Annotated in this window: 16 protein-coding genes; 6 read left to right on the plus strand and 10 right to left on the minus strand. The window is 68.4% G+C overall.

From position 1 onward, the window contains the following. Positions 1-4: 4 nt before the first annotated feature. Positions 5-1,567 (minus strand): FAD-binding oxidoreductase, encoded by a 1,563-nt coding sequence (locus tag ABZ345_RS40610; protein ID WP_359860290.1) that lies wholly within the window; start codon positions 1,565-1,567, stop codon positions 5-7. On the opposite strand from ABZ345_RS40610, the gene ABZ345_RS40615 reads away from it, so the two are divergent. Both ABZ345_RS40615 and ABZ345_RS40620 read left to right on the plus strand, forming a co-directional pair. Further along, on the plus strand, positions 1,566-2,141 hold the full coding sequence (locus ABZ345_RS40615) for a TetR/AcrR family transcriptional regulator (RefSeq protein ID WP_359860291.1): 576 nt from the start codon (positions 1,566-1,568) through the stop codon (positions 2,139-2,141). The genes ABZ345_RS40610 and ABZ345_RS40615 overlap by 2 nt on opposite strands. After that, complete coding sequence (locus ABZ345_RS40620) at positions 2,138-3,523, plus strand: glycerol-3-phosphate dehydrogenase/oxidase (protein WP_359860292.1); 1,386 nt, start codon at positions 2,138-2,140, stop codon at positions 3,521-3,523. Before ABZ345_RS40615 ends, ABZ345_RS40620 begins: the two co-directional genes overlap by 4 nt. Before the next feature lie 48 nt (positions 3,524-3,571). On the opposite strand, the gene ABZ345_RS40625 is transcribed toward ABZ345_RS40620, so the two are convergent. From ABZ345_RS40625 to ABZ345_RS40635, 3 genes are read right to left on the minus strand one after another with little or no spacing between them, the layout of a single operon-like run. Next, positions 3,572-5,350, minus strand: coding sequence for a hypothetical protein (locus ABZ345_RS40625; protein ID WP_359860293.1), 1,779 nt, complete (start codon positions 5,348-5,350; stop codon positions 3,572-3,574). Next, positions 5,347-5,655, minus strand: a complete 309-nt coding sequence (locus ABZ345_RS40630; RefSeq protein ID WP_359860294.1) for a hypothetical protein — start codon at positions 5,653-5,655, stop codon at positions 5,347-5,349. The genes ABZ345_RS40625 and ABZ345_RS40630 overlap by 4 nt, the downstream gene beginning before the upstream one ends. A 20-nt stretch (positions 5,656-5,675) precedes the next feature. Next, positions 5,676-6,128, minus strand: a complete 453-nt coding sequence (locus ABZ345_RS40635; protein ID WP_359860295.1) for a YbaB/EbfC family nucleoid-associated protein — start codon at positions 6,126-6,128, stop codon at positions 5,676-5,678. 129 nt (positions 6,129-6,257) lie between these two features. Between ABZ345_RS40635 and ABZ345_RS40640 the strand changes: the two genes are divergently transcribed. The 3 genes from ABZ345_RS40640 to ABZ345_RS40650 are packed head-to-tail and all read left to right on the plus strand — an operon-like array spanning position 6,258 to position 8,757. Continuing rightward, a complete protein-coding gene (locus ABZ345_RS40640) occupies positions 6,258-7,166 on the plus strand; it encodes an ATP-binding cassette domain-containing protein (protein ID WP_359860296.1) in 909 nt (302 codons plus the stop codon). After that, on the plus strand, positions 7,163-8,344 hold the full coding sequence (locus ABZ345_RS40645; protein ID WP_359860297.1) for an ABC transporter permease: 1,182 nt from the start codon (positions 7,163-7,165) through the stop codon (positions 8,342-8,344). Before ABZ345_RS40640 ends, ABZ345_RS40645 begins: the two co-directional genes overlap by 4 nt. 2 nt (positions 8,345-8,346) lie before the next feature. After that, a complete protein-coding gene (locus ABZ345_RS40650) occupies positions 8,347-8,757 on the plus strand; it encodes a hypothetical protein (RefSeq protein ID WP_359860298.1) in 411 nt (136 codons plus the stop codon). Here ABZ345_RS40650 and ABZ345_RS40655 read toward each other — a convergent pair. The 4 genes from ABZ345_RS40655 to ABZ345_RS40670 form a co-directional block, all read right to left on the minus strand. Beyond that, positions 8,750-9,988 carry a deoxyribodipyrimidine photo-lyase gene (locus tag ABZ345_RS40655; protein ID WP_359860299.1) on the minus strand — a complete coding sequence of 413 codons (1,239 nt, stop codon included), beginning with the start codon at positions 9,986-9,988 and terminating at the stop codon, positions 8,750-8,752. The two genes, ABZ345_RS40650 and ABZ345_RS40655, sit on opposite strands and share 8 nt — an antisense overlap. Positions 9,989-10,253: 265 nt before the next feature. Further along, positions 10,254-11,567, minus strand: a complete 1,314-nt coding sequence (locus ABZ345_RS40660; protein ID WP_359860300.1) for a citrate synthase — start codon at positions 11,565-11,567, stop codon at positions 10,254-10,256. A 224-nt stretch (positions 11,568-11,791) separates the two neighbouring features. Next, positions 11,792-12,724 (minus strand): carbohydrate kinase, encoded by a 933-nt coding sequence (locus ABZ345_RS40665; protein ID WP_359860301.1) that lies wholly within the window; start codon positions 12,722-12,724, stop codon positions 11,792-11,794. A 6-nt stretch (positions 12,725-12,730) separates the two neighbouring features. After that, positions 12,731-13,321, minus strand: coding sequence for a TetR/AcrR family transcriptional regulator (locus ABZ345_RS40670; protein ID WP_359860302.1), 591 nt, complete (start codon positions 13,319-13,321; stop codon positions 12,731-12,733). An 83-nt stretch (positions 13,322-13,404) separates the two neighbouring features. Between ABZ345_RS40670 and ABZ345_RS40675 the strand changes: the two genes are divergently transcribed. Continuing rightward, a complete protein-coding gene (locus ABZ345_RS40675) occupies positions 13,405-14,544 on the plus strand; it encodes an acyl-CoA dehydrogenase family protein (protein ID WP_359860303.1) in 1,140 nt (379 codons plus the stop codon). Here ABZ345_RS40675 and ABZ345_RS40680 read toward each other — a convergent pair. Beyond that, positions 14,541-15,749 (minus strand): amidohydrolase, encoded by a 1,209-nt coding sequence (locus ABZ345_RS40680; protein ID WP_359860304.1) that lies wholly within the window; start codon positions 15,747-15,749, stop codon positions 14,541-14,543. The genes ABZ345_RS40675 and ABZ345_RS40680 overlap by 4 nt on opposite strands. 51 nt (positions 15,750-15,800) lie before the next feature. Next, positions 15,801-16,685, minus strand: coding sequence for an aldose 1-epimerase family protein (locus tag ABZ345_RS40685; protein ID WP_359860305.1), 885 nt, complete (start codon positions 16,683-16,685; stop codon positions 15,801-15,803). Positions 16,686-16,696: the final 11 nt, after the last annotated feature.

A 16,696-nucleotide genomic window follows, 5' to 3' on the forward strand; every position in this document is an offset into this window, starting at 1 on the left:
CTTCTCAGATCACCTTGCCGGGATTCAGGATCCCGGTCGGATCCAGCTTCGCCTTGACCGCGCGCAGCACGTCCACGCCGATCGACCCGATCTCCTTCTCCAGCCAGGGCTGGTGATCGCGGCCCACCGCGTGGTGATGAGTGATCGTGCCGAGCCGCGAGATCGCGTCCGAGGCGGCGACCTTCGCCCGTTCCCACTGCCCGACCGGATCCGCGAGATCCCGGGGCACCAGAACGGTGAAGTACAACGAAGCCCCGGTCTCGTAAGCGTGCGAGATGTGGCACATGACCACCGGGTCGCCCAGCTCCCCGGCGAGGGCGGTCCGCACGGCGTCTCGCAGTTCGGAGACGCGGGACCAGTGCGTGGCGGTCTCCAGGGTCTCCACGCACACGCCGGCGTCCAGCAGGGCATCACGCTGACGCGGCCCGTTGAACCGGCCGTGCAGCCAGGAAGCGCCCATGGCCCGGCCCAGGCGGACCACCTTCTTGCCGCTCAACGCACTCATCGTGGCGGAGCGGGAGCGGTGCTCCCAGCCCAGGATCACCAGACAGGGTTGCTTGATTCCCCTGAGCCGCAGGTACTTCTTGACCGGTGCGGCCTTGGACCCGGCCAGCTCCAGCGCCACCTCGGTCTCGTCCACATCGGACAGACGGGTGACGTCGGCGAGGGCACCGTCCTGGGCCAGGGTCCGGATCAGGTCGGTGCCCGTCTCCCAGCCGTCCACCACGAAACCTTCGTAGCGGGGTCCGTAAGGCTTCGGGCGCACGCGAACGGTCACTTCGGTGATCACGCCGAACAAGCCTTCGCTGCCCAGGACCAGTTGTTTCAGGTCGGGACCCGCGGCGGAGGCCGGTGCGGTGCCGACGGTCCACTCGCCCACCGGGGTGGCCATGCGAACGGACTCGACCATGTCCTCGAACCGGCCGTAGCCGGAAGACGCCTGTCCGGCGGACCGAGTGGCGGCGAACCCGCCGATCGTGGCCCGCTCGAACGACTGCGGCACGTGTCCGAGCGTGAACCCGTGCTCCCCCAGCAGCCTCTCGGCCTCGGGCCCGGTCAGCCCCGCCTGCAGCACCGCGATCCGCGACACCGGGTCGACGGACACCAGTGACCCGAGACCCGCGAGGTCCAGGGCCACCACAGCGGACTTGGTGCCACGTAAAGCTTCCACGCCACCCACCACGGACGTACCGCCGCCATACGGCACCACAGCGATGTCGTGCTCCACGCACACGCGCAGAAGCTCGAGAACCTCGGCGGGCGAAGCAGGCTGAACAACGGCGTCCGGCACAGCCGGTGTCCCGTGGCCGCGATGACGCAGCAGGTCCAAGTAGGACAGACCACCGGCGCGCGCCAGGCGGTCCTCCGGCTCGGCCGACACCGTGCACACGGCCTCCAACGCCGTGAACGCGTCAGCCGACAGAGCCGACGCGGGGGCCGTCACCGGCACGTCGGCGAACGGTTCGCCCAGCCCCACTCGCTGGCTCAACCAAGCCAACGCGTGCGGCGGCAACGGCGCAGTTTCAGCGGTCCATCGAGCCCGAGTCACTGCTACAGTGTTACACATGACGTCCCAACGTCACACCCACGACGCGCTCCTCGACGCCACCCGTGAGTGTGTTCTAGAGGTGGGGGTACGCCGCACTACCCTCACTGACGTGGCGAAACGCGCCAACGTCAGCCGAATGACCCTCTACCGCCGCTACCCGGACGTGGACCACCTGGTCCGCGCTCTCATGACCAGAGAGTTCGCCGCGATCCTCGAACAGGTCGAGCACGCGACCCGCCGGGGCAGCGCCAGAGAACAACTGGTCAACAGGGCCGTGGAGGCGATCAGGACCCTCTCGGGCAACCCGCTGATGCAGCGCGTCCTGCAGCTCGACGCCGAGCTGATGCTCCCGTACCTGACCGACCGCCTGGGCAGCACCCAGCGCCTGGTCGAGCAGTTCCTCATCGGACAGATCGAGGCCGGTCACATCGACGGCTCGATCCGGTTCGGTGACGCGAAGACGCAGGCGCGCGTGGTGCTGCTGACCACGCAGTCGATGGTCCTCTCCACGAAGCCCGCCACGTCCGGGCTCGACTTCACCTCGCTGCTGGACGAGCTGGCCAAGCAGCTGGACGGAGCTCTGCGACCGTGAACACGTCCCTGAACGCCACCCGCCGCGCGCAAGATCTCCAGGCAGCACAGGAAGAAGTCGCCGACGTCCTGGTGATCGGCGGCGGTGTCACGGGCACCGGCGTCGCGCTCGACGCGGCGTCACGCGGTCTCAAGACCGTGCTGCTGGAGGCGCACGACCTGGCGTTCGGGACGTCGCGGTGGTCCAGCAAGCTCGTCCACGGCGGTCTGCGCTACCTCGCGAAGGGCGACGTGAAGCTCGCCCACGAGAGCGCGGTCGAACGCGGCATCCTGATGACCAGGACGGCACCGCACCTCACCCGCACGCTGCCGATGCTGTTCCCGTTGCACGCGGGAGCGAACCACTTCGTCATGGCCGGGCTCAAGGCGGGCAACGCACTGCGCATCGCCGCCGGTACGCCCGCCAGCGTGCTGCCCCGCCCGCGCCGGGTGCCCAAACAAGAGGCGCTGGCACTCGTTCCCGGCCTGAGCCCGGACAACCTCACCGGCGGGCTCCTCAACTACGACGGCCAGCTCGTCGACGACGCCCGTCTCGTGGTCGCACTGGCCAGAACCGCCGCCGGGTACGGCGCCCGCGTCATCACCCGCGCGAAAGTCCTGACGCTGCAAGGCGATGGTGCCGAAGCACAGGACACGCTCACCGGCACGACGTTCACCGTCAGGGCCAAAGCGGTGATCAACGCGACGGGCGTCTGGGCCGGCACGCTCGCCCCGGTGAACCTGCGGCCCTCCCGCGGCTCACACCTGGTCGTGGACGCGAAATCCGTCGGCCTCACCGGAACAGCGCTCACGATCCCGGTCCCCGGCGAGCGCAACCGGTACGCACTCCTGCTCCCCCAGATGAACGGCCGCGCCTACCTCGGCCTGACCGACGAGCCGGTGGACGAGATCCCGGACGTGCCGGCGGTTCCGGAGTCCGATGTGGACTTCCTGCTCAAGACCGCTTCCGGAGTCCTGCAACGGGAACTCACCCGAGCGGACGTGATCGGCAGCTACGCGGGCCTGCGACCGCTGCTCGAAGCCGAGGGTCAGACGGCGGACCTGTCCCGCCACCACGCGGTGCTCAAGGCCCAGAACGGTGTGATCACGATCGTCGGCGGCAAGCTGACCACCTACCGCAAGATGGCGGCGGACGCGGTCGACGCGACGAACATGACGCAGATCCCCTGCCGCACCAAGGACATCCGCCTGGTCGACGACAAGCCGTACCCGACCACGCCGATCGCGCCGGGGGTCACCGAGGCCGACGTCGTCCACGCGATCCAGCACGAGGGCGCGCTGGACGTCGACGACATCCTCGATCGCCGCACGAGAATCGGCCTGGTGCCGGCGGATCGTGAGAAGGCGGCACCGCAGATCGCCAAACTCCTCGCCGCCGTATGAGAAACGGGGCGCCCCAGCAAAGGGACGCCCCGTTTCACAGCGCAAGAATCACTCGCCGATGACCGGCTTCGCGGCCTTGGGCGGGTCGACGAGCGCCTCGCCCTCGATCCGCACCTTCCGCTTGTGCTCGTTGCTGCCACCCTGCTGGCCGCCGGCACCGGCGCCCATCGGAGCGCCACCCATCATGCCGCCGCCCGCACCACCGGGACCGCCACCAGGGCCGTGCGCACCGCCACCACCGGCAGCCGCGGCGCCGCCACCATGGGCACCACCGGCGGCCATGACACCGGCCGCGCCACCGAACTGCGTCGCCGCAGTGCTACCTGCACCGCCACCACCGGCCGGGCCGCCGAGGCCGGCGGGCATGCCGCCACCGCCACCGCCGCCGCCCATGCCCTTGGGGATGCCGCCGCCCCCGCCTCCGCCGCCGCCACCACCGGTGGCAGCCGTGGCAGCCGTCGCGGCGTGGTCGATGGTCGACGGGCGGTACCAGTCAGCGGTCGTCGTGGTCGGCGTGGCGCCGAACGACGGGGGCTTGGTCACGCCACCGGCAGTGGTGGTCGTGTCCTGCTCCCAGTGACCAGGCACCCAGTGGCCCTTGCCGGTGCCAGTGCCGGTGCCGGGGCCGCCAGGACCGCCGATACCGGGCATCTCACCGCGCGGGACACCCACGCTGCCGCCACCACCACCGCCTGGGGGCCGGTGGTGATCGGCGTCGGTGTGACCGCTGCCGGGCAGGTGGTGGTCGGCGTCCGTGTGACCGGGAGGCAGACCCACGCCACCGGCGCCAGGCGGGGTGTAGCCCGGCGCGACGTGCCCGCCGGCACCTCCTCCACCGGCGCTGCCGGTCGGGCTGCCCACCGGAACGCCGCCGGGAGGCGTGTAGTTGGGCGAGACCTGAGCGCCGCCGTGGCCGGTGTTGGTGCCGCCCTGGTAGCCGCCGCCCGCGCCGCTCGTGAACGTCCCGCCCGCACCGCTGTGGGCCTGGTTCTGCTCGGCGCTGCCGAGGCCGCCGAACCCGCCGGAGGTCGGCCGGCTGAGACCGCCCGCGCTCCCGCCGCCGGCCTTCTGCGCCATCGACGAGATCGCGTCGATGATCTGCTCGGCCATCTTGGCGATCTGCGAGACCTGCTTGACGAGGTCCATCAGCTTCTTGACCGAGCCGAGCAGCTTCTGGATGAAGTCCGCCAGCTTCTTCGCGTACTTGACCGCGGTGGACACGATGTCCGCGATCGCACCCGCGATGGCCGCTCCGAAGGTGAGGATCGACGCCGCCAGCCACTGGATGATCTTCATGACCATGTCGGCGACGGCCTGGCTGATCAGGTCCATGATCTGCTTGCGGACCTCGGCGACGAGCTTGCCCGCGCCCTCGACCGCCGCGGCGATGCCGTGCGTCGCCTTGGAGAGCGACTCCATGCCGTCGGCGTGCTTCTTGGCCGCCGCACGGTAGGAGTCGGCCGCCTTGCCCTGCCACTCACGGGTCTGCTGGACGCAGATGCGTTCGTACTCGGTCGCGATCTCCTGCACCTGCTGGCCGGCGGACCGGTAGGTCCCCGCCATCTTGGAGATGGACTCCGGGCTGCCCAGCAGCGCGTCGAACGGCTCCCGCAGGAAGTCGACGTGCTGGATCGCCCAGCTGAAGCCGGCGGCGAGGAACCCGCTCAGCGGGTTCCCGGACATGCCGATCATGCCCATGGCCGTGTTGGCCATGCCCAGGCCCGCGTTGACCCAGTCACCGCGTTCGATGGACGAGTAGGTGTTCGAGATGTTGCTGATCAGCTGCTGAGGGTTGGTGCCCTGCGACTGCGACGCCGGCGCGCTCATCCCCGTCCTCCGTTGAAGCCGAACATGTTGTCGAGGTCGACCTGCTCGTACTGCTGGACGGTCTCCTTGAGCCCGGTGGACATGTCCATCAGCGAGTTCGTGGCCTTGCCGAGCACGTCCTGCCCGAGACCGGCCTTCTCCAGGATGAACTGGGCGAGGAAGCCGCAGATGACGCCGAAGGCCTCGGTGGTGAGCGAGCCCGGGTCGCACGTCTCGGTGGCCTTGCGCAGCCGCTCGGTGAGCCGGTCCACGTTCGCGGCGTGGTTTCTCAGCTCGTCGAGATCGATGTTGAAGTGTTGCTGCATGCTCTAACCCCCTCCTGCACTCAGGCCATGACGTCGGGCGGGTTGGTGAAGTACTCGTCGTCGGGCCGAAGGTCCTTGCGCTCCAACTCCGACTTCGGTTCTTCCTCGTCGGTTCCGTCGCCCGCGTATCCGTTCGGCATCTGCGCCTTCACGAAGTCGAGCGCCGGGCTCTCCCCGACGAACTCGCCCATGATCTGCACGACGCGCCCGGAGGCCTCGCGCTGGGCCTTGGTGGAAGCGGCCAGAACTGCCGAGGCGATCTCGCTGGGGTCCATGCCGCGAGCCTCGGGCTTGATCTGCAGGTCGGTCAGCACCCCCGTGGCGTTGACAGTCACCGTGATCAGGCCGTCCGGCGAGCTTGCGCTCCCACCCACACCGCCGAGCTGGCCCACAGCCTGCTCAGCCTGCTGCTTGGCCTGCTCGATCTTGGCCCCGTACGTCTTGAGCCACTGATCCGGGTCGATGGTCTCCATGGTCACCCCCGTTGAGTGAATTGGTCGTTCGTTCGATTCGCCGTAGACGCCCGTATCGTTTCACTCGTTCCCTGCTCACCGATACTTTGAGTCCGATTACCGCCATCCGGGCTAACGAAGGGGTGCACCGTGCCTGAAGGAGTGCTGGAGATCGACGGGATCTCCAAGCGCTACGGAGAGGTCGTCGCCCTGCGGAACATGTCTTTTGACGTGCGTGCGGGCGAGCTCTTCGGGTTCGTCGGAAGCAACGGCGCCGGGAAGACCACGACCATGCGGATAGCGCTGGGCGTGCTCGCGGCCGACTCCGGCGAGGTGCGGTGGAACGGAAGAACCATCGACCTGGACACGCGCCGCCGCATCGGCTACATGCCGGAGGAGCGCGGCCTCTACCCGCGCATGAAGGTGCTCGACCAGCTCGTCTACCTGGCCGAGCTGCACGGCATGAGCACCAACGAGGCCCACACGAGCGCGGAGAACTGGATCGCCCGCCTGGGCCTGCGCGACCGCCGCACCGACGAGGTGCAGCGCCTGAGCCTCGGCAACCAGCAGCGGGTGCAGCTCGCCGCCGCCCTGGTGCACGAGCCGGACGTCCTGGTCCTCGACGAGCCGTTCTCCGGTCTCGACCCGGTCGCGGTGGACGTGATGAGCCACGTGCTGCGCGAGAAGGCCTCCGCCGGCGTGCCCGTCGTGTTCTCCAGCCACCAGCTCGACCTGGTGGAACGGCTGTGCGACCGGGTGGGCATCGTCAGCGCCGGTGCGATGGTCGCGGTCGGGACCGTGGACGAGCTCCGCTCCGGCGGGGTGTCTCGTCTGGTGGTCGAGTCGCCAACGACCGCCTGGACTGTCACGCTGGACGGCGTGCGGGTGATCGAGAAGAACGGGACGCGCTGCGTGCTCGAGCTCGCTGACGGCGTCGACGACCAGGCGGTGCTGCAGGCCGCCCTCGCCGCGGGTCCCGTGCACGAGTTCTCCCGCGAGCGCCCGACGCTGACCGAGCTGTTCCGCAACGTCGTGACCACCGAGGGCAGGAGCGCATGACGTCGGCCCGAGCGGTCTCGTTGGTGGCAAAGCGAGAGTTCGTCACGAAGGTGCGCACCAGGTCGTTCCTGATCGGCACCGCGGTGATCATCGCCGTGCTGGCCGGGTACGTCGTGCTGCAGTCCGTCCTGTTCGACGACCAGCAGCGCAGCGTGGTCGGGCTGTCGGGCCAGGCCACGCAGCTCGCGGATCCGTTGCGGGACAAGGCGAGGTCGTTCGGCATCGACGTCGAGACCCGCGACGTGACGACGGTGGAGAGCGCCGAGCAGCAGGTCCGCGACGGCTCGCTGGACGCGCTGGTGACGGGTGCGCCGCCCGCGTTGAAGATGATCGTCAAGGGCTCCGGCGACGAGATACTCACGACGGCGCTGAACGACGTGCTGCGCCAGCAGGTGCTGGTCGCCCAGCTCGCCGAGGCGGGCGTCACCCCGCAGCAGGTCGCGCAGAACCTCGCGAACGTCAGCGTGGACGTCACCGCGCTGGATCCCGTTGACCCGCAACGAGGTCAACGCCTCGCCATCGGCCTGATCGTGGCCGCGCTGCTGTACTACTCGCTTCTGGTCTACGGCACGATGGTCGCGCAAGGCGTGGTCGAGGAGAAGTCCAGCCGCGTGGTCGAGATCCTGCTCGCCACCGTTCGCCCGTGGCAGTTGTTGCTGGGCAAGGTGATCGGGCTCGGCGCGGTCGGTCTGCTGCAGCTGCTGGTGATCTCCACCGTCGGGCTGGGACTGTCGTCGGCGTTCAACGTGGTGGACGTGGGAGCCTTCGGCGGCACGGCCCTGTTGACGGGCGTGTTGTGGTACCTGCTCGGTTTCTTCTTGTACGCCACGGTGTTCGCGGCGGCCGCTTCCCTGGTGTCGCGGCAGGAGGAGCTGCAGTCGGTGCTGACGCCGATCAGCATGACGATCATCGTGGCGTTCGTGGCCGGCATCAACCTGATGATCGGCAGCCCTTCCGGTCCGACGGTCACGGTGCTGTCCCTGCTGCCGCCGTTCGCGCCGATCCTGATGCCGGGCCGGATGGCGATGGGCGTCGCGCCGGCGTGGCAGGTGGTGCTGGCCGTCGTGCTGGCGCTGGCGGCCATCGCGGCCATCACGTGGCTGGGCGGCAAGGTCTACGCGAACGCCGTGCTGCGGACCGGAGCTCGCGTCAAGCTCCGCGAAGCTCTCCGGCTCTAGGCGTGGATCCTTCCCAGGCTCGCGCGCTGCTGCAACGACGCGTCGACGCGTACTCGGACGAGTTGTGCGACAAGATGACGCGGATGCTCGACCAACTGGTCGCCCTGCGCTCGTCGGTCGACGACGCGACCCGGCCTGCGGTCGACGCGGCGTTGGAGCTGTTCGTCCACGCCTGCCGCAACGTCGCGTTCGACCACTCCTTCGACTCCCGGCCCGGACCGCGCCCGCGGCCGCAGCTGATCGCGGCCCAGGACCAGGCCTCCGTCGACGCGGTGGTCGACGGTCTCGACACCCTTCAACGGCTGTGCGACCAGCAAGGCGAGTTCCAGGAGTGGGTCGACGCGCTCAACAACGCGAGGACGTACTGGGCGGCGGCGACCTACGTCCAGCACGCCCGCGCGACGCTCACTTGATGGCCTGGTACCGGTCGAGGGCTATTTTCCGCTCGACGGCGTGGTCGACGATCGGTGGGATGTCGAGGCTGTCGGGCGCGTACTTCCTGACGTAGGCGCCGTCGGGGTCGAACTTCTTGGCCTGGGTGGCCGGGTTGAAGATGCGGAAGAACGGCGCCGCGTCCGTGCCGCAGCCCGCGACCCACTGCCAGTTGTGCTGGTTCGAGGCGATGTCACCGTCGACGAGGTGCTTCATGAAGTGCCTCGCGCCCCACCACCACGGCAGGTGCAGGTCCTTTACCAGGAAGCTGGCCACGATCATGCGCACCCGGTTGTGCATGAAGCCTTCCCGGAGCAGCTGACGCATCCCGGCGTCGACGATCGGGTAGCCGGTGCGGCCCTGCGCCCAGGCCTCGAACAGCTCCTCGTCCTCGTCGTACTGCATCCGATCGAACTTGCGGTCGTAGTTCTCGCGCGCGGTCTCCGGCTTGTGCCACAACACATCGGCGTAGAACTCACGCCACGCCAGCTCGCTGCGGAAGGTGCCGTCGCAGTCCTGCAGCAACGTGCGCGGGTGCAGCACGCCGAACCTCAGGAACGCCGACAGCCTGCTGGTGGCGTCGAGGTCGGGGCGGTCGCGGGCGGTGTCGTAGTCCGCCAGCCGTTCGTCTCGGAACTCCTCCCACAGCTTCCGCGCGTCCGGGAGTTGTTCTTTGAGGGCTGGAAGTTTCGCGCTGTGGTCCGGCTTGATCCAGTCCAGAGTGGACGCGTCGGTGTCGGCGGGCTTGCGCCAGCCGTGGTCGAGCCAGGCGTTGCGGAACGGGGTGAAGACCTTGAACGGCGTTCCGTCCTGCTTGCGCACGCGGCCGGGCGTCACGGCGTAGGGCGAGCCGGAGCGGACGAGTTCGATGTCGCCCAACGCTTCCTCGACGGCCTGGTCGCGGTTTCGCCCGTACGGTGCGCAGTCGGCGGAGATGTGGACGCTGCTCGCTCCGATTTCCTTCGCGATGCGGGGAACTGTCTTCACCGGGTCGCCGTGCACGACCATCAGCCGGCCGCCCAGTTCGTCGTTCAACGCGTGCAAACAGCGGTGCAGGAAAACGATTCGCGGCTGTCCGGATGGTTTCAGCAACCTGTCGTCGAGAACGAACAATCCGAGTGCTCGGGGCGACCTTTCCGCGGCGGCAAGAATCGCGGGATGATCGGACGTTCGCAAATCGCGGCGAAACCAGACGACGGTTGGAGAACTCACCCCTAGACGCTACGGCGAACTCACCTGGGCGGCGACTTCGAGGGTGATCAGCCGGACCATTCCGAGAAGGCGCCCGTGATGGGCGGCGTAGGGCTGGTAGTGCTCCGACCGCGGATCAGCGAACGGCGGGCATCCGAGTCGATCAGGATCAGCTCCACGCCCGCGAGCTCTACGACCGCAAGCCCCGGCCCATCCCCAGAACATGACAAAAGGCGCGCCACCAGCGGTGACGCGCCCTCAGCATGCCAGACGAACTAGCCCGTGATCAGCGGTTCTCCATCGAGATGAAGTCGCGCTCGGTCGGGCCGGTGTAGATCTGCCGCGGACGGCCGATCTTCGTGGCCGGGTCGTTGATCATCTCGCGCCAGTGCGCGATCCAGCCGGGGAGACGGCCGAGCGCGAACAGCACGGTGAAGAACTTGGTCGGGAAGCCCATCGCCCGGTAGATCAGACCCGTGTAGAAGTCCACGTTCGGGTAGAGCTTGCGGGAGATGAAGTACTCGTCGCTCAGAGCGGCCTCTTCCAGCTGCTTCGCGATGTCGAGCAGCTGGTCGTCGGCGCCGAGCTTGCCGAGGATCTCGTCGGCCGTCTTCTTGATGATCGCGGCACGCGGGTCGTAGTTCTTGTAGACCCGGTGGCCGAAGCCCATCAGGCGGACGCCGTCTTCCTTGTTCTTCACCTTGTTGACGAACGCCTTGACGTCGCCGCCGTCGTTCTTGATCTTCTCGAGCATCTCCAGCACCGCGGAGTTCGCGCCGCCGTGCAGCGGGCCGAACAGGGCGTTGATGCCGGCGGAGATGGACGCGAAGAGGTTCGCCTCGGACGAGCCGACCAGGCGCACGGTCGACGTGGAGCAGTTCTGCTCGTGGTCGGCGTGCAGGATGAACAGCAGGTCGAGCGCGCGGACCAGGTCCGGGTCGAGGTCGTAGGCCTCGGCCGGGAAGCCGAAGGTCATCCGCAGGAAGTTCTCCACCAGGCCAAGCGAGTTGTCCGGGTAGAGGAACGGCTGGCCGATCGACTTCTTGTACGCGTAGGCCGCGATGGTCGGCAGCTTGGCGAGAAGGCGGATCGTGGAGATCTCCACCTGGTTCGCGTCGAACGGCGACAGCGAGTCCTGGTAGAAGGTCGACAGGGCCGACACCGCGGAGGACAGCACCGGCATCGGGTGCGCGTCACGCGGGAAGCCGTCGAAGAAGCGCTTGAGGTCCTCGTGCAGCAGCGTGTGCCTGCTGATCTTGGAGGAGAAGTCGTCCAGCTGGGCCTGGGTGGGCAGCTCACCGTAGATGAGCAGGTAGCTGACCTCGATGAAGTTCGAACGCGCGGCCAGCTGCTCGATCGGATACCCGCGGTAACGCAGAATTCCAGCGTCACCGTCGATGTAGGTGATCTCGGAAGAGCAGGAGGCCGTGTTGACGAAACCGGTGTCCAGGGTTACCAGACCGGTCGTCGACAGCAGTTTGCCGAGTTCGATGCCGGGCGCGCCTTCGGTCGCCGGCACCACCTTCATCTCGAGCTCTCCGCCCCCGTGGCGCAGCGCGACGGTCTGGGTGTCGTTCGGCGCAGTCGTCGCGTCGGGCATTCAAGTCCCTCTCAACGCTCGGACGGGGTGGCGGCAGGTCGCACGGCCTGCCGTCGTCTCGGACCACCCCGTTGGGATCTGAGTCTTCTAAGTTCACTCACGCTAGTCGGCGGAAGGCCCGCCTCGCAGCAGCGGTGTGAACCGATTCTGTGAGATGGGACCGGCATCACATCCGTAATGCCAGTTTCTAGCGCGGCTACCTCACGGTAGTCCGTTCCCCGGTTTTATCCACCCAGTGCAGCGGTGAGTTCGCTCGCAAAGGGCGGTTCGGCGCCTGCGCGCGAACATGTGATCGCGGCCGCAGCACCCGCGTAGGTCAATGCTTCGGTCCATTCATCGCTTGCGAGCGCACGGACCTTCTCCACGCTCAAGGCGTCGTGGTCGTGCAGCCACGCGAGCAGGGCACCTTGCACTGTGTCGCCCGCACCGATCGTGTCGACAACGTCCACCTTCACCGGCGGCACGTCGACCTGTCCCGTGGCGGTGATCACTGACAGACCGTCGCCACCTTTGGTGAGCACGACCGCGGCCGGTCCCTGTGAAATCCACGTCCTTGCGATCTCGATCACGTCGCCGTCCTCGGCGAGCCATTGGGCGTCTTCGACCGACACCTTCAGCAAACCGACGTCCGGCAGCCACGACCGGAACCGCGCGCGATAGGCGCCCGGATCGTCGATCAGCCCTGCCCGGATGTTGGGGTCGAGCGCAGTGAGCAAGCGCTTGCTCTCGCGCCTCAAGACCTTTTCGTAGACCGAGGCACCGGGCTCCAGCACGAGGCTGAGAGTGCCGAACGACACCGCCTGCACGCCCTCGGGAAGCGGCCCCGGGTCCTCGACGAGCCGGTCGGCCGTGCCCTGGACGTAGAACGAGTAGCGCGCCGAACCGTCGTCAGCGAGCCCGACGACGGCGAGCGTGGTGTTCTCCGGCCCGCGCTGGACCAGATCCGTCGCCACGTTCGACGCGTGCAGCCGCTTGACCAGCTGCTCCCCGAAGTGGTCGCTCGACACCCGCGACAGGAAGCCCGTCGGCACGTCCAGCCGCCCGAGCGCGACGGCGACGTTGTACGGCCCGCCACCGAGCTTCGGCGCGAGCGGCGTCAGCTCGTCGTCCCCCACCGGCACCATGTCGACAAGTGCCTCACCAGCAACCACGATCACTGCGCATTACTCCTTCGGGGAGGCTCCGGTCCGCTGCAGGCCATCCAACAACAGTTCGCCCAGAGCGGTGAACGCCTCGGCGTCCGAAACGCCTGCCCGTTTCGTGAGGACACCTGTCTGGATGCCTTCGATGAGCAACCCGGCCATCTCGGCGAACAACGTCGCGTGCACCTCGCGGAACACATGCGTCTGCACGCCGTCCTGGATGAACGCCTTGATGCGTTCTGCCGCAGCGCGCGCGTTGCGCTCGTAGGTGGCACGCGTCGGCGGGAAGTCCGAGACGTCCGCGATGAACGCCGCCGAGGCCTTGGACAGCTCCTCCGCGGCTCCCGCGAGGTAGCTGCCGATGCGTTTGCGCACGTCGTTGAGGCCGGCGATGCGCTTCTCGATGCGTTCGGCGGCGCCCTTGAAGTACCGGCCGACCACCCGCACGGCCAGCTGTTCCTTGCTGCCGGCGAGCGCGTACAGCGTCGACTTCGAGCAGTGCAGCCTGCCCGCGATGTCATCGAGAGTGAGATGACCGAAGCCCTCGGTGAGGAAGAGAGCCTCCAACCGGGTGAGCAGCTCGGCCTGCCGCTGCGTGAGAGCCCGCGTCATGGTGACGACCTTGCCACACTTACTGGCACCTGTACTGGCGTACGTCCTACAGTACAGCTACCAGTACACACCGGAGGTCGACGATGCCCGCCGAGAGGCTGCTCCCCACCCAAGAGGCCGAAGACCTGATCGCGCTGGTCAGGGAGATCGCGCGGGACGAGCTGAAGCCCCACGCCGCGGACGCCGAGGAGAACGAGAAGTTCCCCCGCGACGCGTTCCGCCTGCTGGGCAGGGCCGGGCTGCTGGGCCTGCCGTACGCGGAGGACTTCGGCGGCGGCGCACAGCCCTACGAGGTGTACCTGCAGGCCCTCGAAGAGGTCGCCTCGGCCTGGATGACCGTCGCCGTGGGTCTCTCCGTGCACGTCATGTCCTGCTACGGCCTGGCCACCTTCGGCACGCGCGAGCAGCAGGACCGCTGGCTGCCCGAGATGCTCGAGGGCGAGCTCCTGGGCGGCTACGCGCTGTCCGAGGTCCAGGCGGGCTCCGACCCGGCGGCCATGTCGACCCGAGCCGTCCGCCAGGGCTCCGAGTACGTCGTGAACGGCACCAAGGCGTGGATCACCCACGCCGGCGCCGCCGACTTCTACACCCTCATGGCTCGCACGTCACCGGACGGCGGCCGGGGCATCTCCTGCTTCCTGGCCCCGGGAGACGCCAAGGGCCTCTCCGCGGACACTCCCGAACGCAAGATGGGCCTCACCGGCTCCATCACCGCGCAACTCCAGTTCGACGACGTCCGCTTCGGCACGGACCGGCTGATCGGCCAGGAGGGCGACGGCCTGAAGATCGCACTGTCCGCTTTGGACTCGGGCCGTCTGGGCATCGCCGCCTGTGCAGTGGGCCTCGCCCAGGCAGCCCTGGACGAAGCCGTGGCGTACGCCAAGACGCGGACCCAGTTCGGCCGCCCGATCATCGAGTTCCAGGGCCTCGAGTTCCTGCTCGCCGACATGGCCGCCGCCGTCGAGTCGGCCCGCGCCACGTACCTGCACGCGGCCCGCCTGCGCGACCGCGGCCGCCCGTTCCGTCAGCAGGCGTCGATCGCCAAGCTCATCGCCACGGACGCGGCGATGAAGGTGACGACCGACGCCGTGCAGGTGCTCGGCGGTGCGGGCTACACCCGCGACTTCCCGGTGGAGCGCTACATGCGCGAGGCCAAGGTCCTGCAGATCTTCGAAGGCACCAACCAGATCCAGCGCCTCGTGATCGGCAGGGGACTGCGCTAGCTCTCGCGGTAGAAGGGGTCGGCCACGACCCCTTCACCCTTGCGCTCGTCGAACGCGTAGACCTCACGGCCCTCCACGTACACGTGCAGCGCCCGGCTCATCACGTCCAGCGGATCCCCGGACCAGATCACCACGTCGCCGTCCAGCCCGGGTTTCAACGCACCGACCCGGTCGTCCAGCCCCATGATCTTCGCGGGGTTGACCGTCAGCGACCTGATGGCAACCTCGGGGTCGAGCCCCTCCTTGACCGCCAGCGTCGCCTGGTGCACCAGGAAGTGAATCGGCACAACGGGATGGTCGGTGGTGATCGCCAGCTCCACCCCGGCCCGCGCCAGGATCCCTGGGTTGCGCAGCCCGCGGTTGCGAACCTCCACTTTGGACCGAGACGTGAACAGCGGCCCGATGATCACCGGAATCTGCTTCTCCGCGATGAGATCCGCGATCAGGTGGCCCTCGGTGCCGTGGTTGATGATCAGCCTGTAGCCGAACTCCTCCGACAACCGGATGGCCGTGGCGATGTCGTCCGCCCGGTGCGCGTGCTGGCACCACGGCAGCTCACCGCTGAGAACCTTCGCCAGGATCTCCTGGGTGTTGTTGCGGTCGAAGGTCTTCCCGTCGGCTTCCGCCTCGGCCTTCTTGGCCATGTAGTCCTGCGTCTTGGTCAGCTCGTCCCGGATGACCGCCGCGACGCCCTGACGCGTGGACGGCAGCTTCCCCTTGTCGCCGTACACCCGCTTCGGGTTCTCACCGAGCGCGCTCTTCACGCTCACCGGCTCCTTGACGAGCATCTCGTCGACGGTCCGCCCCCAGCACTTCACGGCCACCGTCTGCCCGCCGATCGGGTTCCCCGACCCCGGCTTGATCACCGCCGTGGTGACCCCACCGCTGAGCGCGTCCCCGAACCCGAGGTCGGCCGGGTTGATGGCGTCCAACGCCCGCATCCGGGCCCCGACCGGGTCCGTCATCTCGTTGGTGTCCTGGCCTGCCCAGCCCTCGGCCTCCTCGTGGACACCGATGTGCCCGTGCGCCTCGACGAAGCCGGGCAGCACCCAGGCCCCGTCGGCGTCGACGACCTCGACCCCGTCCGGGATGTCGACGTCGGCACCAACCGCGACGATCTTCCCGTCCTGGATGAGAACAGTTCCGCCCTCGACGGGCTCCCCGTCGACGGGAACGACGTAGCCCCCGGTGATCGCGATGTTCATGGTTAGCAACGCTAACGGTAGTGCCCGCGTTTCGCTACGACGGCGCCTTTTCTAAAACGGCTTGATCCCCCACCGGGCACCCCAGGACTCGCCGGGAGCCACCCGGATCAGGTCCACCCCGGAGTTCAACGCGTCCGGCGGGCACGTCATCGGCTCGATGGCCACCGCACGCCCCCGGTCCGGGTAGGAGTCCGGCGTGTACACCTGCACCCAGCGGAACGCCGGGTCGGCCCACACCTCGACCCCACCACCGTCAGCCTCCAGCAGGTGGTGGACGAGACCGTCCTCGCCCGGCTCACAGCCGCCGAACGGCGTGTCCAGGTGAATGCCGGCCAGTCCCCGCCCCTCGCGGAAGTCGAACTGGGTCCCCTCGACCGGCACGGCCGGACCCGAGGGCACCATCCGCTCGACGTCCAGCGGCAGCACGGTCGTGGCCGCCAGCGTCAGGGTGCACGAGTCGGTGGCAGCGTTCCCGGCACGCGGGTACGGGTGCGTGCCGACCCCGAACGGCGTGGCGACGTCGCCGACGTTCGTGACCCCGTGGGTCACCGTCAGCCCGTTGTCGTCCAGCGCGTACGACACCGTGACGTACAAAGCCGCGGGCCATCCCGCCTGGGGTTCGATGGTCGTCTGCAACGACACCAGCGACCCGGTGTGCTCCAGCACCGACCAGGGCCGCCGCCGAACCAGCCCGTGGATCGCGTTCCCCCGAGCCGGCTCCGTGACTTCGAGCTGCTGCGGAACCCCGTCCAGCACCCAGGACGCCCCGGCGGTCCGGTTGGGCCACGGAACCAGAATCGCCCCGGCACTCATGGGCGGCTTCTCGTCGGCACCGAACGTTTCCACATACGGAACGCCATCCGCTTCGAAGGACCGCAGGCCCGCGCCTACAGTCGTGATCACAGCGGTGGCACCCTCGTACGAGATCCCCAACATGAGGCAGAAGC

Source organism: Lentzea sp. NPDC005914, assembly GCF_040629405.1.
Classification (GTDB): domain Bacteria; phylum Actinomycetota; class Actinomycetes; order Mycobacteriales; family Pseudonocardiaceae; genus Lentzea.

What these genes read in the sequence shown, in the direction of transcription:
- ABZ345_RS40615 (WP_359860291.1), top strand. Translation starts at nt 1,566, where the DNA reads ATGACGTCCCAACGTCACACCCACGACGCGCTCCTCGACGCCACCCGT.
- ABZ345_RS40610 (WP_359860290.1), bottom strand. Translation starts at nt 1,567, where the DNA reads ATGTGTAACACTGTAGCAGTGACTCGGGCTCGATGGACCGCTGAAACT.
- ABZ345_RS40625 (WP_359860293.1), bottom strand. Translation starts at nt 5,350, where the DNA reads ATGAGCGCGCCGGCGTCGCAGTCGCAGGGCACCAACCCTCAGCAGCTG.
- ABZ345_RS40630 (WP_359860294.1), bottom strand. Translation starts at nt 5,655, where the DNA reads ATGCAGCAACACTTCAACATCGATCTCGACGAGCTGAGAAACCACGCC.
- ABZ345_RS40635 (WP_359860295.1), bottom strand. Translation starts at nt 6,128, where the DNA reads ATGGAGACCATCGACCCGGATCAGTGGCTCAAGACGTACGGGGCCAAG.
- ABZ345_RS40645 (WP_359860297.1), top strand. Translation starts at nt 7,163, where the DNA reads ATGACGTCGGCCCGAGCGGTCTCGTTGGTGGCAAAGCGAGAGTTCGTC.
- ABZ345_RS40660 (WP_359860300.1), bottom strand. Translation starts at nt 11,567, where the DNA reads ATGCCCGACGCGACGACTGCGCCGAACGACACCCAGACCGTCGCGCTG.
- ABZ345_RS40670 (WP_359860302.1), bottom strand. Translation starts at nt 13,321, where the DNA reads ATGACGCGGGCTCTCACGCAGCGGCAGGCCGAGCTGCTCACCCGGTTG.
- ABZ345_RS40675 (WP_359860303.1), top strand. Translation starts at nt 13,405, where the DNA reads ATGCCCGCCGAGAGGCTGCTCCCCACCCAAGAGGCCGAAGACCTGATC.
- ABZ345_RS40680 (WP_359860304.1), bottom strand. Translation starts at nt 15,749, where the DNA reads ATGAACATCGCGATCACCGGGGGCTACGTCGTTCCCGTCGACGGGGAG.
- ABZ345_RS40685 (WP_359860305.1), bottom strand. Translation starts at nt 16,685, where the DNA reads ATGTTGGGGATCTCGTACGAGGGTGCCACCGCTGTGATCACGACTGTA.